We start from the raw sequence: 14,249 nt of genomic DNA on the forward strand, positions 1-14,249 counted from the left end.
TCGCCACGTTGAGCAGATTCGCCATTGCCAGGTCTCCTTCCGCGGCTAAACACCGCTGGAAACCTGTAGGACGAACCTTCCTCTCAAAAGTGGCTGGTTTTCACCCGCCGATCACTGGCTGGAGTTGCGCGCCGACTGACAATTGGTGGAACGCCTCGCTGCCAGGCGGAGGTAAGGTCGCCTTGCGGGCCTTGAACGCGCGAACGTTCTTGGCTGGCGCCCAAGTGCACGGGGTCGGGGTTCTGGATTCCTAGCTTAGAGTTTGAAACTTATGCCGCAGTTGAGCTGCGGCGAGCTTTGACGGGGGCGCATCCTACGGCAGCCACTATGGGGCGCAATCATACCCAGGGGGCCCCCAAATCGCTGACTAGGATCCCGGGCCTAAGAGGTGGCATGCTTATTGCGTCTCTAATCGCGCTGGGAAAACGAACGTCAAACGAAAAACAACTGCTCGCAAGGAGATCTGACAATGCGCGCCCTAATGACTACGGCTGCGCTGAGCGCGGCCCTTTGCGGGATTCCAGCCGTGAGAGCCCAAGCTCCGTATGAAAACGCCCCTGAGGTGGCTCCGATTGTTCCATTCGTGCAAGCCGATGATGCGGCAGCGCAACCTAGCGATGAGATGCTCAGTCCCTCCGGGTCCAGATTAGGCGATGCACCAAAGGTCGAGCGGAACACCGCACGCCGCTTGGCAGATGATTGGCGGTATCGATACCACAATGGCCGACATTGGTATTACTTGCCGAGTAACGCGTGGGTCGTTTGGATCGACGAAGAATGGATTCCTTATACAACAGGCATGTTCAGAGCCAAGCCGATTACACCGCAGCTCAACGGACAGCGATACGGAAGCCGTGGATACAACAGTGGGGTTTATGGACAGTCGATTACGAAGTCGGTAAACGCGGGTGAATTCGCAAGCCCTCAACCCGATCCCTTTTGGGGCCCAAACATACCGGCAAGCGGCTACTTGAGTGACACGCCCACCGGTTATGGTCATGTCGTTCCTGGAATGAATGCTCCAAGAGCACGGACGCCCCTTCCAAACCAAGCCGAGTTGCGGCGGGCTAGAAGTAAGGCAGCTGGCAGACGCGATGGAAAACTGCCCGAGCCGAGTGTGGCCGCTCCTTAACGGTCGAATCCTTGTCACCCTGGGCCAGGTAGGCTCGCCACGCCGCGTCTCATTGTTTCACTCGCACATTGCTCGCCGTGCGATCAAGGCGCGCAACATTCGACCATCTGTGGCCTTCGCATTGCAAGCGTTTTTACAGTTCCCAGTCAGCTGATGGGGGCTGATAGCTCTTGGCCGTCACGATCTATTCCCCGCTCGTGGCGGCCTTTTTTTGCCCTGTCAGGACTTGCATGTTTCAGGAGTATTTAGCTAGAGGAGTGCGTGACTCGCCCTGCGCCCGCTTAGACGAACTGCCAATTCTCCGCGAGGTACATAGGATGCTCGACACTAAGGAAGTATATCGCAAGTCGGAGTTTTGCCGTTGGGTTCAGCGCACGGGTCTCGACAACGAGGAGCGGTTTCTGATCGCCAAGTACCTTGATCCGAAAAAACGAACGCTCGAAGCCGGCTCCGGCGGAGGCCGAATCTTACTGGCCATGCACGCCAACGGGTTCGAGCATCTCAGCGGCTTCGATATATTGCCGGAATTCGTTGAGGCGGCCCGTGAGCGCGATGATAGTGGCACAATTGATTACCGTGTGCAGGACGGCCGCGCGCTGGCGTATGACGATGGCAGCTTTGATCAGCTCGTCTATCTGCAACAGTTCCTTTCGGTCGTGGGGGCCGCAGAGGACCGGCGGAAAGCGATTGCAGAGGCCTTTCGCGTATTGCGTCCGGGCGGTCGCATAGTGATCAGCCTGTTGTGCATGCGCGGCCGCAAGCGGCGCTATTGGCCGCTGCTCGCCTGGCTGCAATTGCTGCGCACGGTGACGTTCCGTCAGTTGAGCAATCAGCATCAACCGTGGTTGCGCCTCAACAACGCGCCCCACTTCAAGGCTTTGATCGACCGCGGACCATATGTCTACTGGTATCACGAACAGGAGGCTGTGGCGCTATTTCGTGACGCGGGATTTGTGGTCGAGGCTCTCGGCTCCGAGGCACAAATTGACGCCCGGCATCTGGCGTCTCCGCCGGCCGTACCACGTCACGAGCCGTTCCGTGGAGTTCTCTACATGGTTTGCCAGAAGCCGGCTTGAAGCAGCACAGCTATTTCCGAATCCTCGACCATCGTGCTTGCGGTATTTGCAGCGGTGTGCCTATTTGGCTATTGCTGCCGTCGAGTGCGCACACGTTTGACAATGTTGGTCAACCTAATCTAAGTGATGTGTGCTCGGTGATGCGATTCCCGGGCATTTAGGTCGTCAGGTTCCTGCCCCACCTCGCAGCCTTTTTCATGCGCTCTGCAAAACGTCCGCTGTGACGCCTCAAGGTGCATCTCGCCCGCGCGATATGATGCCGTTCCCAAGCCTCCGGCAAACCAAGGAAATCTCCCATGCCCCATGATCTCGACGATCCTGTCGGCCCGCGTGCTCGCGGCCAGCCGTCGACCCGCTTTCGCCACTGCCAATCGCGCTATCTTCCCTGCGTTCTGGGCGTACGATTCTGTCACGTTAGGCACTTCATCATCGTGCAGCTTATGGTCTGCATTGGCCGGCCGTAGGTCGCCGTTGAGATATGCATTGGCCTTCGCCAGCTCGAAGCCATCTTTAGCCCATTCCGCAGGCAGCAGGTGCCGAACGTAAGGTATAGTTTCCTAGCGACGTGGCCCCGAGCTTTTGTCTTTTCCGTAGCCGCGACGGCTATCTTGTTGCGCTTCTGAAGACTGCATGATCGCGCAATGACCAGAGCGCCTGATTTTTGTACGCGTCGCCATCGTTGGCCGACTCATGCTAGGATTACCACAGCACCGTCCGTGTCGGGCACGGACAGTGGCGGGGAGGTCGAACCTCGCCCGATGGTTGCAACGTCGGGAAAAGCCCGTTAAACGCGGGCCGCCGCTTACTCAGGGGCGTAGCTCAAGGAGAGCCTCGGCTCACCGAAGATGCAGGTGCGAATCCTGCCGCCTTCATTCCTTACTGCACGCATCGGCTACTAAAGAGGGCCATGACGGAAAGAACATCGGCACATCATCGCTGGTGGCAATTTGGCCTGTTCGCCGGCGGGACAATCGTTGTATGTCTGTTCGTATGGCAGTTTGCACTGGTCCGCGAACGGCAATCAATGCGAGCCTTTATCAAGGCAAAGGGGGGCGTACTGCGTTCCCTTGAGGAATGGCGCCCAGCGCGGCAAGGGGAAGGTACGGTCGCGGTCGCGTCGCACAATGGCATTCCCTTTTGGCGGCGCTGGCTCGGAGATGAGGCGGTCGCCGACATACTGTGGCCGCGTGGCTTAGTGCCCTCCGACATTCAACGAACGCAGGCGCTTTTTCCGGAAGCCGAGCAGCGGATGTACGTCGCTCCCGTGAACGCCGAGTTGAATTCACAAGACGCGCCAAGCGGGCAGTAGGGTTCAGCCAACGTCGACATACGTAAGCGAACAAGAGCGGTCTAGAATTGCATGGCCGGGTTTAGTCTTCCCCCGCCAGAGAGAGTAGTCCAGGCAATTGTCGCCTGGGAGGCTCCTTTTATTAAGCGGTGGTCAGGCCAGAACTTGCTTCTGCGAATATCTGACCTAGGCTTCTAGAACCACAACTTCGTGTCCTGGAGAATGCGAAACGATGGTAGTTAGAGGCAGACATTTCTTGGACGCCCTCCGGCGATTCCTCTCCTCCGAGGACGGCCCCGCTGCCGTCGAGTACGCATTGCTTCTGGCGATGACTACGCTGGTCTGCATTTCGGCTGTGAAATCCATCGGCACCAACGCCACCACCCAATTTGGCAAGGTTTCCGCGAAACTCGGCTCATAGCATAACTTGCGTCCATTACCGGGAGACGACGATCATGATCCGGCCCTATGCCATACAGCGGCTTACCAGCGCTTACGATAGGCTAGCGGCACGGGCTTGGGAGAAGCATGTCCATCATATACTCTCAACGCGTCGTATACGATTCCGCCGGGACGCTCTGCTCATCCATGAAAGCGGAGATCGTTTCTACGTCCTGAGTCGTGACATTTCCAAGGGCGGACTCGGGCTCGCTCATGACCGCGAGATGCCTGCTGGTAAGGTACGAATCAGCGTGGACGTGGGGAACGGCCGCGCTATGAAAGCGCCGGCACGTCTTGTGTGGTGCCGACAAAGTGAGGACGGCTCGTACGTCAGCGGAATCGAGTTTCTAGCAGTTCCCATCGTGCATATGTCCATCGTGACAGGAAACGTTGCGGCCATTGCCTAATTCGCAATGTGCAGGAGCCGCGCTCGTGCCTTGGCCGGATAACACAAGCGGAGAGATGCATGGGCATTGATCTACCATCGCTGCAAGCGGCACTCCGTCCAATCCTTGACGAACTACGGCAACGCGAAGAGTGCGCAGGCCGCTCGCACAAACGGCGCTCGTATCGGCGCCAGGCAACGATTTTGATGGACGACGGAAGCCGGCGGCCAGCCATTACTCGTGATGTGTCCCTAGATGGACTTGGTCTCTTGCACATGGGCCAATTGGAGCTGTCGGAAGTCGACGTTCGAGTCGCTACAACCCCGGAAACGTCTGCTCGCTTGCGCGTGCGGATCGCCTGGTCGAAGGAGCTAAAAGACGGCTGGTTCATCAGCGGTGGCCCGGTAATAGCCGGATGGGGCGATCTGGAGTTGCCGATTGATGGCGCACTGGATTGACCAGGGTACAGCAATGCCTCCTACCAGCCACGATAGCCGCGATGACATACACGCAACTGCTGCACGGGTGGCGTTTTCCGGGATATCGGATTCACTTCGAGTATTCCCTGCTCGACGGCCCAGTTGAATACTCTCGACACACCAAACAAACCCGTTCTTCGTGTTGTCGTTCGCTTTCGAGGCAGTCAAACAGCCGATGACATTGATCGGCTTCAAGTCCGCCACTGCCAGTTCGCCGATGTGGTCAACGATGGGCTATATGCCCCGTCGATACCATTTGAACGATGATGGCCGGTTCGTCTCGACCCATGCCAGGAATTGTTCGGCCAATTCTTTGACCGTTCTCTTCCTGGTCGTGGGTATCTTCCCCGCCATCTGCCTGTAGAATTCTCGGAACGCATCGTCCTTGGCTGGCTGCGCGGTTTTGCTGTCGGCCGGTCCGAGGCGGACCTGCTTGCCATCAAGTTCTCAATACCAAGCCTTGTAGTTGACTTTGTAGAAAGGGTGTGTCATGGCCATTAGCTCTCTGTACGCCCGTAAGGTGGTTTACATCACGGACAAGCCAGAGGCGAAATGACCCCGAAAATGCTATGATTATCCTGTAAAACAGGCATTCGGGCCCGTAGCTCAGTGGTTAGAGCAGGGGACTCATAATCCCTTGGTCGTGTGTTCGAATCACACCGGGCCTATTTTCTGTTATGACGATTCACTGGTACTTGGACCCTTGCAGCACCGGAAGTGCTCGCGGTCTCGCAGGGTTGGGCTCGCGTCAACCGATTGGGCGTCGGCTTGCACAAGCGGGCCGGACGCCGCGATCGTTCAGATAAGCGCGCTATCGGGGCGGCTCGCATCGTGTTGGCGTTGTGCCTCAATGGCTTTGTACAATCACGTGCATGAGCGCGGCTGCTCCCATCCGCCGTCGCCGGCTTTCTTACAGCCTGCGATCGTTGCTTGTCACAATGACATTGACCTCGGTTGGCCTCGCGTGGGTAACCAATGAGCGGGCGCAATCGAAGCGTGAGCTCGAAATGCCGAGCAACGCAGAGCGACCAGCGGCAATATATAGAATATAGATATCCTTTTGTGTGGGCGATTCGATCCGTCCTTCAAAGTACCACGTACGATCGCGCCGTCGTGGTGGCGTCGGGCTCTTTCACACCTTTGCGGCCTCAGAGTCGCGGCCATCGACTTCCGCAGAGGCGGCATCAACGTCCCCGGCCAAAAATCGCTAGTCGGCCGTCGATGCCCACGATCGGCACGACGTCGCCGAGTCGTCCAGGTCCCGATCACTTGGCCAGCCACGATTGAAATTCTTCGCGCCAGACGCCTGCCAGGGCCGGCACCTCGAGCAAACGTCGCAGGTCGGCGGGCGCGGGCTCGCGGTTAACGATCAGGTGCAGCATGTCGGTAACCGTGATCTGTCGTTCATCCGCATGGACCTGTTCAATGAAATCGCCAGGGCCGACATGGCCCTCCTCGACGACGGCGAAGTAAATGCCCGGCCGACCCCTCTGCAGAAAGGTTTTGACCATGCCGGGATGGCCAAAGCGAATCCCCAATTTGTAACAGGGCATGCGGGGTTGAGTGACAACAAGCCGTGCGGTGCCGATGCGGAACTCGTCGCCAATATGAACCTGGTCCTCGATAAGCCCCTCGGTCGTTAGGTTCTCACCGAAAGCACCGGGAAGCAGGCTACGACCGAGCAGCGCTTGCCAATCGCCGTAATGCTCGGAGGGATAGGCGTAAACCGCTTTGTCGCGTCCACCGTGAACGCTCAGGTCGGCCTGCCCATCGCCGTCGAAATTCAACTTGCGCAGCGGCACGGCGCTCGCCACAGGATCCTTAAAGATGCCTGTGAGGACCGTCCCCCCATTCCAGGGAACTTCGCGAGGCATTCCCACATTGACAGACAAGACGCGCATCGTTCTTCCGTTGCGAAAGGCATTCGTGTAACGGCAGCTTCTGGCCTTTCCGGGACTGGCCGCCGCAATTCTACAGAGGGGGGCAAGGCCGAGAGATCTACCGATAGCCACCGGCGTCATTTTTCGCGAGGACGGCCTTCGCCAGGTAGTCGTGATAAATCATGGGCGCCGTATGACCGTCGCCTAACCGTGGGCGCCGCCGAGTCGCCGTCGCGAGTTTCATCGCGGCGACCTTAGTGCCATGTATCTGAAACTAACACGTTGAATACCCCAACAGTTTTCCAAGAGTCAGAAACCAAAACTGCTCAATCCGGGATGGTCATCGGGCCGACGGCCCAATGGCCAATGAAACTTCCGATCTTCCGCTTTGATCGGCAGGTCGTTGATGGAAGCATGCCGCACAGCCATCAGACCGTGCTCGTCGAACTCCCAGTTTTCGTTGCCATACGAACGGAACCAGTTCTCTGCATCGTCGTGCCATTCGTATGCAAAGCGCACGGCAATTCGGTTCTCGTGAAACGCCCACAATTCCTTGATCAGGCGGTAGTCGAGCTCGCGCGTCCATTTTCGCTGCAGCAGGGAGACGATCTGCGTTCTGCCCAGGGCAAACTCGGCCCGATTACGACAGCGACTCTGTAAACTGTAGGCCAGGGAAACCTTTTCTGGGTCGCGTGAATTCCAGCCGTCCTCTGCAAGTCGCACCTTTTGAGCAGCGGATTCGAGACTGAACGGAGGAAGCGGCGGCCTGGTTTCAGTAGATGGCATGTGCGGGTATCCTGAATCTTGCAAGTACACAAGGCTTTAGCTGGCATCGATTCTAAACAATCCTTGCAGTCATGTTTGCGAAATCCTGCACGCCGCTCATTCTTTGCGCGGTGTTGCCAGGTCGTTGCGACAATATCGGACGACGAATCGGCTGACTCGTCAGATTACGATTGATGCCCGGACAATATTTCGAACTGTATCCCTCTCGTTGAAATTGCTGCATGGAACGACTAACACTTCATCAGTTCGTCCTCACTGTCGTACTACTGTCATTATTGACCTTGCCGTCCGCGGCCGACTCGCGGCCGAACGTCGTTCTCATTTTCGCCGACGATCTTGGCATCAATGATTTGGGATGCTACGGACGGCAGGATCATCACACGCCCAATCTGGATCGCCTCGCATCACAGGGGATGCGGTTTTCCTGTGCCTATACGGCGCAACCGATTTGCTCGCCCTCGCGGGCCGCGATCATGACCGGCAAGTGCCCTGCGCGGCTGAACCTGACGAACTTTCTGCCTGGTCGCGCCGATGCGCGATCTCAGTCCGTCCTGCAACCCAGGATCGAAGGCCAATTGCCGCTGGAAGAAGTGACGCTGGCCGAAGTGCTACGGAACGCCGGCTACGCCACCGGCCTGTTTGGCAAATGGCATCTCGGGGGCGACGGCTTCGGGCCAGAGCAGCAAGGATTCGATGTGGCCGTTTCGCCCCAAGCAAATACCAAGCCTACGCTCGCGTCTGGCGGCAAAGGGGAATTCGCCATCACCGCGGCGGCAGCACGATTCATCGAGGAAAATCGTAATCGGCCTTTTTTCTGTTACGTGCCTCACAACAATCCCCATATTCCGCTTGCGGCGGCGCCCGAACTGATCGAAAAGAACCGAGGCGCCTTTCATCCGATATACGCGGCGATGATCGAAACGCTGGACGAGGCCGTGGGGCAATTGATGGCAAAGGTCGAATCTCTTGGTCTCGCCGACCGCACCATTTTTGTCTTCACGAGCGACAACGGTGGATTGCACGTGCTCGAGTCTCCCGGCACTCCAGCGACATACAACCGACCTTTCCGAGCGGGAAAAGGATTCGTTTACGAAGGCGGGCTACGCGAACCGCTCATCCTTCGCTGGCCGGGCGTGGTGGCGCCGGACAGCCAATGCGCGACGCCGGTGGTACTAACTGATCTTGTGCCCACGCTTCTCGAAGCGGCCGGCGTCAACGCGGCGCAAACCGTGGGCCCACTCGACGGTACGAGCCTGATGCCAGTGCTGCGCGGTGAGTCGCCGCCGCCCAGAGTCATTTGCTGGCACTTTCCGCATTATACGAATCAAGGAAGCCGACCAGCCGGCGCGATTCGTGAAGGGGATTGGAAGCTCGTCGAACAGTTCGAGGGTCACAGCATCGAGCTTTACAACCTGGCGCACGATCCTGGGGAAGAAACCAACCTTGCCGAATCCGAATCCGCCCATGCCGAGGAGCTTCACCAGAAGCTAGACACGTGGCGAGCGAGCGTTGGTGCGAGAATGCCCGGGCCCAATCCCGAGTTCGACGCAGCGCTTCATCGGCGGCTTTATGGCGAACAGGACCCGTCGCGACTGATTGCCGCGACGACCGCGGCCGCAACTGAACCCGCCTGGCAGGAATGGCGCCAGGCGATGAATGCGGCGGTAAAGAACCGCCAGCCGAGAGTCACACCCGCACATGGCGACATTCGATTGCACGCGAAGGATGCGCGCATCCACGGGCAAACCCTGAGGTATGAACCGCAGCCCAATAAGAATGTACTGGGATTCTGGACGAACGCCGCCGACTGGGTCGATTGGGAGTTTGAGATTACTACGCCGGGACTGTACGAAATCGAAGTTCAACAAGGCTGCGGAAAGGGAAGCGGCGGAGCAGAAGTCGCCGTCGAAACCGGGGCTCAGGTGCTGTCGTTCACTGTGCAGGATACGGGGCACTTTCAAAGCATGATTCTGCGAACAATTGGTCAAATCGAGCTACCCGTCGGCAAGCACAAGCTGGCAGTGAAGCCCCGCACGAAACCGGGCGTTGCCGTGATGGACTTGCGCCGCATCGTTCTGCGGCCGTTGCCGTAACAGCGCGGGAATCGTCACATGGAGACAGTATATCGCGGCCTCGCAAACCTGATTGTGCGACGGCCGCACGGCAAATTCTCGGCGACGCAATCAGGCCACCAAACGTGCCGGTGTCGCTGCCGACGCTAACTGGTCGGGGTGACACCGCTGAGTGACCGCGGCCTACTTCGTCATTTCGCTCGCGCCGGCTATGGCGCCGCTGACGATCGTGTCGCCAAGCGTCTCGCCATAGAAACTGACGCTGGATTCATACCCGCCACGACGATACTCTTCGGCAGGCAGCATGTAGCTAATCCATTGGTCCGCCAGCCCGCCGATAACGGGATTCTTGGCGCCGGTGGCGCGGCCAGCTTCGCTCTTGATCTTCATACCCAACGAGGCCGCCATCTCGCCCGGTATGCCCACGATCAACAAATCGCCCAGCCGTAGCGAAATCGTGTCGACTTTCGCCGGAAATAGTACCGGCAGTATCTCCTTGAACAATTTTTCGCTCAAGCCATATTCGGCCCCGCCGGTCTTCATAAAGTCGGGATGCCACGTTCGCTCGGGCAGCGCAATCGAGTGGGAGTGATAAGCGAACGGCACGTCGGCCGAGGCTTTTGTCGATTGCCATTGTTTCCAAGCGACGATGCCCAAGTCGCGACCATAGCGTTCGGCCCTTTCCCAGTGGCTGTCGCCGGCGTCAGGGCGGCCGATTGGGGCTTGATCTCCTTCGGCACCGTTGTAGTACATCGCCGTGACGCCGTTGCCGACCAGCGACTCAATCGTCCGCTGCAAATGGCCAGGCCAATCGCCCGAAAACAGCATATCCTCGCCGGACATGAACGTGGGATGCGCCGTGAAGTTGACAAGGACTGCCAGCGGTTGCCCCTGCGCGGTGTCGATGCGAGTGACGGTCATATCGTTGTCGGTCACCTTCCCGCCGCGTCGGTTGCGGTTCCAGCCTTCGATCGATTTGGTCGTCGTCCCCACCGATACTTTGACCAGTTGCCGCTCGGCCTGACGAATCACCTGCAACAATCGATCCAGGACGAACTCGTGAACCCGCGCGTTGTAAATGCCAAGTTGTGGAACCTGGAAAGTATTGAGCGGGTTGATGGCATTCATTTCGATGCTGGTATGCGAGTGACTGGGCAGCAACATGATTTGGCCCGTCGACCAACCCTCGTTCAGTCGCGCAACGAACTCCGGCTTTAAAGTGGGCGGAAAGCCGACGATATCTACTGTCACGATCGCGAACTTTTTCTGGCCATCAGAGACCACCAGCGCCTTGGCATAGATACGATCGTGTACGCCCTCGGCCGGGCGGTTCATCCGCTCGCCGTAGCCGCCCAGAGGTGCCTGCAGCTCCAACGGCGGAGTGAGATCGATCCGAGCCACACCAGCCGTGAGTTCAGCCGCGCGACAGACGGCGATCATCGCCGAGCGAGGGGCGAGCAACGCACAACCTATCGAGACCATCACCAGAACGCGCGCCGTCGTTCGCATCATCTTGTACCCCCTGCAGCGTGTAAATCGGCCCCGCCGCATTGTAGTAGGCTCGAGACGGGGAATCGACCGGCGGCCGTGCGTAATCGACGTCGCCTGGTGATAGATCATAGGCAGTGGTGACGCCATGCGAGTGCGATTTTGAACTTGCTGGATTAGTTCTTCCTGGCCGGCAAGCTCGCTAACAACGATACCAGCGCCGCAGGTTGAATCGGTTTGACCAGGTGCAGATCGAAGCCGGCCGCCTGCGTGCGCTGGCGATCCTCGTCGTGTCCCCAGCCCGTCTGGGCCACGATGAGGGCATCCCGCATGTTGGGAATCTGGCGCAAGCGGCGCGCGACCTCATACCCGTCCATGCCTGGCAATCCGATATCCAAGAGAACCACGGCGGGCCGAATTTCCTGCGCCGTTTGTAATGCGCTGGGCCCATCATAGGCGCACCACACCTGATTTCCCATCACGCGCAGCAGTATCCCCAGGCTGTCTGCTGAGTCATGATTGTCGTCGACAACCAGAATTCGATGCGACGTCGCGGGAGTTGTTTGTTCGCCGGCTGCCACCGCCGCAGATCGGACCGCGGAGGGGACTGGCTGCAAGGGCAATCGCACGACAAACTCGGACCCCTTGCCGAGACCGTCGCTGCGAGCTTCTACAGAGCCTTCGTGCATTTCGATCAGACGACGCACTAGAGTCAAGCCGATGCCGAGCCCCCCATGCGACCGCCCGATGCTGCGATCGACCTGTGTGAACATTTCGAAAACCTGCGGTAGCATGTCGGCAGCGATGCCGATGCCATTATCTCGCACGCGAATGACCGCCTGTTCGTTCTCTTTGGCGACAGACAGCCAAATATGGCCATTCCCTTCGGGGGTGTATTTTGCCGCGTTGTTCAGCAGATTCGAAATCACTTGAGCCAGTCGCGTGATGTCTCCCACCACGCGCAGCGGTTCGGAAGTCAACTCGATGTGCAGCACGTGATGGGCCGCCTCAATGCTGGGACGACTTGTTTCCAGCGCTAGCTCGAGCACCTGTGCAACGTCTAGTTGGTCGCGCCGCAACTCGAATTTGCCGGAAGTGATGCGGCTGATGTCGAGCAAATCGTCAACTAGCCGAACCATTTGAGCCAGCTGTCGTTCGATCATTTCGCGGGCGGCTTGCAGTTGCGGATCCGGCGGCCCTGCCAGCTTCAAGAACTCCGCAGCATTTCGCATCGGCGCCAGAGGATTGCGCAGTTCGTGGGCCAACAACGCCAAGAATTCATTCTTCTTTTGGTCCGCATCACGCAGCTGGTTCAACAGCTTGGAATTCTCGATCGTAAAGCTGGTGCGGCGTGCAATCTCGACGCCCAGGCGCAGGGCTTCCGCCGTATAACGACGGCGCGATGTGCTGTGGGCAAATGTCATCACTCCCAGCCGCCGTTGGCCGATCTGCATGGGAACCATCATCAGCGAGCTCAGGCCCAGTCCGCGCAAGAACTCCAAGTGCGCTGGGCTGGCCGCGATCGCTTGCAGCCATTCCTCAGTGACTGCGCTAACCAGCAGCGGCTCGCCCGTTTGCAATACGGTGCGAATCGGATGTTTTGTGGCGCTGCTGTGAGGAACAAATTGTCGGACCTGTTCGCCCCAATGCGACAGGGCCGAATCGACATGCTTCCAACTCACCCGTTCGATTTCATCCTCCGGCGTAAGGACGTCAAAGAAGCACATATCACCTAGCGCCGGCACCGTAACCTCGGCGACCTGTCGTAAAACGCTCTGATAGTGCCGCGAGCCAACCACGACTTCGCTGACATCGGCCAACAATCGATTTGTATTGTCGGCCTGTCGTCGTTCGTACACATCCCGGAATACCAAAACTGCTCCCACAACATGGCCGAATTGATCTCTGATCGGGGCGGCACTGTCGTCGATGGGGCGTTCTACACCCGTTCGGGAAATAAGCAGCGTATGATTTGCCAGGCCGATGATCGCCCCTTCTCGCAAGGCACGCTGCGCAGGGTTTTCGACGGTCCGCCTGGTGTTTTCGTTGACAATGTCGAACACTTGTTCAAGTGGTTTTCCGACGGCCTCGCGGCCTTTCCAGCCGGTCAGATCCTGTGCCACTCGGTTGACGAAGGTGACTCGCCCTGCAACGTCGGTGGCGATCACCGCGTCGCCAATGCTGCTCAATGTGATCTCGAATCGCTCCCGCTCCTGGTGCAGGCTGGCGTTGGACGCAACCAACTCCGCCGTTCGCTCTAGAATGCGGCGTTCGAGTTCTTGGTTGACACGCTGCAATTCGCGCTCGGCACTACGGCGGGCCTCTACCTCGCGTTCGAGTTCTTCAGGGCTGCGCATCGACAAGGCACGCGGCACGATCGGCACGAGAGCCACCACGGTCGACCAGGAGATGATGGCCGTCAGGAACTCTACGAGCCCCAACAGCCGATACGCAGGCCACCAGAACATCGCCGCGTCCAGCAAGTGCGTCAGTCCGCAAGCGAGAATGAACGCGCCAAACAGCCAGAAGATCCCTTTGAAAGGGACCGAGGACTTCCGCCACACAAAATAAATCAGCACCGCGGGAATGGCCGTGTAAGCTGACCACACGCCGAGATCGGACACGATATACAGCCAGCCGTGGAAATCGGTCCAATTTCCGCAATGCCAGCGTGGCGGAAAGCCAGTGGTACTTAATAACTGCGACAAGAATTCATACATAGTTACTTGCGCCTATGCGGTGCGAAAATCGCCGCGGACTTGCGCATCCTATCATGCGGGGAGTGACGATGGAGAACGACGGAAACCTCATTCCAGTCGCCGGAGTGATCCGGCACGCTGAGAACCAAGTTGGCGGCGCGTTCGAATCTTTTCCAGAGCAAGCGATCGCCGTGCCCATGCACCGACGACGTCCGGGTGTGGAGGATCGTTGGCTCGATTCTGACCCTCGCGTGTGTCAGACCAGACAGCTCGCGCGGAATACGGACTCGTCGTTCCGCGCGTTTCGGGCACCAGTACGTCGCTGCGCGCGGCAATGAATGCCACACCAGACTCCCGGGAAAAGACCGGGGCCACGTCGGTCGACCATTGCCTGTCCGGCACAGGTCCATTCGTCGTTTCTTACGTGGGTCCGTTTAATAGAAAGACGATCTCGAAGGGCCAATCGCCCGCCGTGCCGGTGCTGACTTTGTAGGGGACGGGGGCCTGCTGGCCATAGACTTT

The 14,249-nt window shown here is 58.5% G+C and carries 12 protein-coding genes and 2 tRNA genes; 10 read left to right on the forward strand and 4 right to left on the reverse strand.

Annotated elements, in window-relative coordinates; all coding sequences use genetic code 11:
- From VGG64_15060 to VGG64_15100, 9 genes are all read left to right on the forward strand, one after another.
- A partial coding sequence (locus VGG64_15060; GenBank protein ID HEY1600923.1) for a hypothetical protein occupies window positions 1-254 on the forward strand: 254 nt, incomplete at its 5' end.
- 1,195 nt (window positions 255-1,449) lie between these two features.
- Complete coding sequence (locus VGG64_15065; GenBank protein HEY1600924.1) at window positions 1,450-2,208, forward strand: class I SAM-dependent methyltransferase; 759 nt, start codon at window positions 1,450-1,452, stop codon at window positions 2,206-2,208.
- 296 nt (window positions 2,209-2,504) lie between these two features.
- The gene (locus VGG64_15070) at window positions 2,505-2,672 is read left to right on the forward strand and encodes a hypothetical protein (protein HEY1600925.1); all 168 of its coding nucleotides are present in this window, start codon (window positions 2,505-2,507) and stop codon (window positions 2,670-2,672) included.
- A 345-nt stretch (window positions 2,673-3,017) separates the two neighbouring features.
- Window positions 3,018-3,080: transfer RNA gene (locus VGG64_15075), tRNA-OTHER, on the forward strand.
- 35 nt (window positions 3,081-3,115) lie between these two features.
- Complete coding sequence (locus tag VGG64_15080) at window positions 3,116-3,517, forward strand: hypothetical protein (GenBank protein ID HEY1600926.1); 402 nt, start codon at window positions 3,116-3,118, stop codon at window positions 3,515-3,517.
- Window positions 3,518-3,752: 235 nt separating this feature from the next.
- Window positions 3,753-3,917 carry a Flp family type IVb pilin gene (locus tag VGG64_15085; GenBank protein ID HEY1600927.1) on the forward strand — a complete coding sequence of 55 codons (165 nt, stop codon included), beginning with the start codon at window positions 3,753-3,755 and terminating at the stop codon, window positions 3,915-3,917.
- A gap of 34 nt (window positions 3,918-3,951) precedes the next feature.
- Window positions 3,952-4,344: a PilZ domain-containing protein gene (locus tag VGG64_15090; GenBank protein ID HEY1600928.1), complete on the forward strand. Its 393-nt coding sequence runs from the start codon at window positions 3,952-3,954 to the stop codon at window positions 4,342-4,344.
- A gap of 59 nt (window positions 4,345-4,403) precedes the next feature.
- Entirely contained in the window at window positions 4,404-4,781 is a 378-nt protein-coding gene (locus VGG64_15095; protein HEY1600929.1) for a PilZ domain-containing protein, read from the forward strand.
- 616 nt (window positions 4,782-5,397) lie between these two features.
- Window positions 5,398-5,470, forward strand: a tRNA-Ile gene (locus VGG64_15100).
- A 597-nt stretch (window positions 5,471-6,067) separates the two neighbouring features.
- Here VGG64_15100 and VGG64_15105 read toward each other — a convergent pair.
- Both VGG64_15105 and VGG64_15110 read right to left on the reverse strand, forming a co-directional pair.
- A complete protein-coding gene (locus VGG64_15105; GenBank protein ID HEY1600930.1) occupies window positions 6,068-6,703 on the reverse strand; it encodes an MOSC domain-containing protein in 636 nt (211 codons plus the stop codon).
- A gap of 288 nt (window positions 6,704-6,991) precedes the next feature.
- The gene (locus VGG64_15110; GenBank protein ID HEY1600931.1) at window positions 6,992-7,468 is read right to left on the reverse strand and encodes a nuclear transport factor 2 family protein; all 477 of its coding nucleotides are present in this window, start codon (window positions 7,466-7,468) and stop codon (window positions 6,992-6,994) included.
- 221 nt (window positions 7,469-7,689) lie between these two features.
- On the opposite strand from VGG64_15110, the gene VGG64_15115 reads away from it, so the two are divergent.
- A complete protein-coding gene (locus VGG64_15115) occupies window positions 7,690-9,561 on the forward strand; it encodes a sulfatase-like hydrolase/transferase (protein ID HEY1600932.1) in 1,872 nt (623 codons plus the stop codon).
- 162 nt (window positions 9,562-9,723) lie between these two features.
- On the opposite strand, the gene VGG64_15120 is transcribed toward VGG64_15115, so the two are convergent.
- Both VGG64_15120 and VGG64_15125 read right to left on the reverse strand, forming a co-directional pair.
- Window positions 9,724-11,052, reverse strand: coding sequence for a neutral/alkaline non-lysosomal ceramidase N-terminal domain-containing protein (locus VGG64_15120; GenBank protein ID HEY1600933.1), 1,329 nt, complete (start codon window positions 11,050-11,052; stop codon window positions 9,724-9,726).
- Between the two features lie 152 nt (window positions 11,053-11,204).
- Window positions 11,205-13,748 carry an ATP-binding protein gene (locus VGG64_15125; protein ID HEY1600934.1) on the reverse strand — a complete coding sequence of 848 codons (2,544 nt, stop codon included), beginning with the start codon at window positions 13,746-13,748 and terminating at the stop codon, window positions 11,205-11,207.
- Between the last annotated feature and the right edge of the window lie 501 nt (window positions 13,749-14,249).

The organism is Pirellulales bacterium (assembly GCA_036490175.1).
Lineage (GTDB): Bacteria > Planctomycetota > Planctomycetia > Pirellulales > JACPPG01 > JACPPG01.

Excerpts from the sequence above, each read along its gene's own strand:
- VGG64_15120 (HEY1600933.1), bottom strand. The coding sequence starts at position 11,052 with ATGATGCGAACGACGGCGCGCGTTCTGGTGATGGTCTCGATAGGTTGT.
- VGG64_15070 (HEY1600925.1), top strand. The coding sequence starts at position 2,505 with ATGCCCCATGATCTCGACGATCCTGTCGGCCCGCGTGCTCGCGGCCAG.
- VGG64_15115 (HEY1600932.1), top strand. The coding sequence starts at position 7,690 with ATGGAACGACTAACACTTCATCAGTTCGTCCTCACTGTCGTACTACTG.
- VGG64_15105 (HEY1600930.1), bottom strand. The coding sequence starts at position 6,703 with ATGCGCGTCTTGTCTGTCAATGTGGGAATGCCTCGCGAAGTTCCCTGG.
- VGG64_15080 (HEY1600926.1), top strand. The coding sequence starts at position 3,116 with ATGACGGAAAGAACATCGGCACATCATCGCTGGTGGCAATTTGGCCTG.
- VGG64_15125 (HEY1600934.1), bottom strand. The coding sequence starts at position 13,748 with ATGTATGAATTCTTGTCGCAGTTATTAAGTACCACTGGCTTTCCGCCA.
- VGG64_15110 (HEY1600931.1), bottom strand. The coding sequence starts at position 7,468 with ATGCCATCTACTGAAACCAGGCCGCCGCTTCCTCCGTTCAGTCTCGAA.
- VGG64_15090 (HEY1600928.1), top strand. The coding sequence starts at position 3,952 with ATGATCCGGCCCTATGCCATACAGCGGCTTACCAGCGCTTACGATAGG.
- VGG64_15065 (HEY1600924.1), top strand. The coding sequence starts at position 1,450 with ATGCTCGACACTAAGGAAGTATATCGCAAGTCGGAGTTTTGCCGTTGG.
- VGG64_15095 (HEY1600929.1), top strand. The coding sequence starts at position 4,404 with ATGGGCATTGATCTACCATCGCTGCAAGCGGCACTCCGTCCAATCCTT.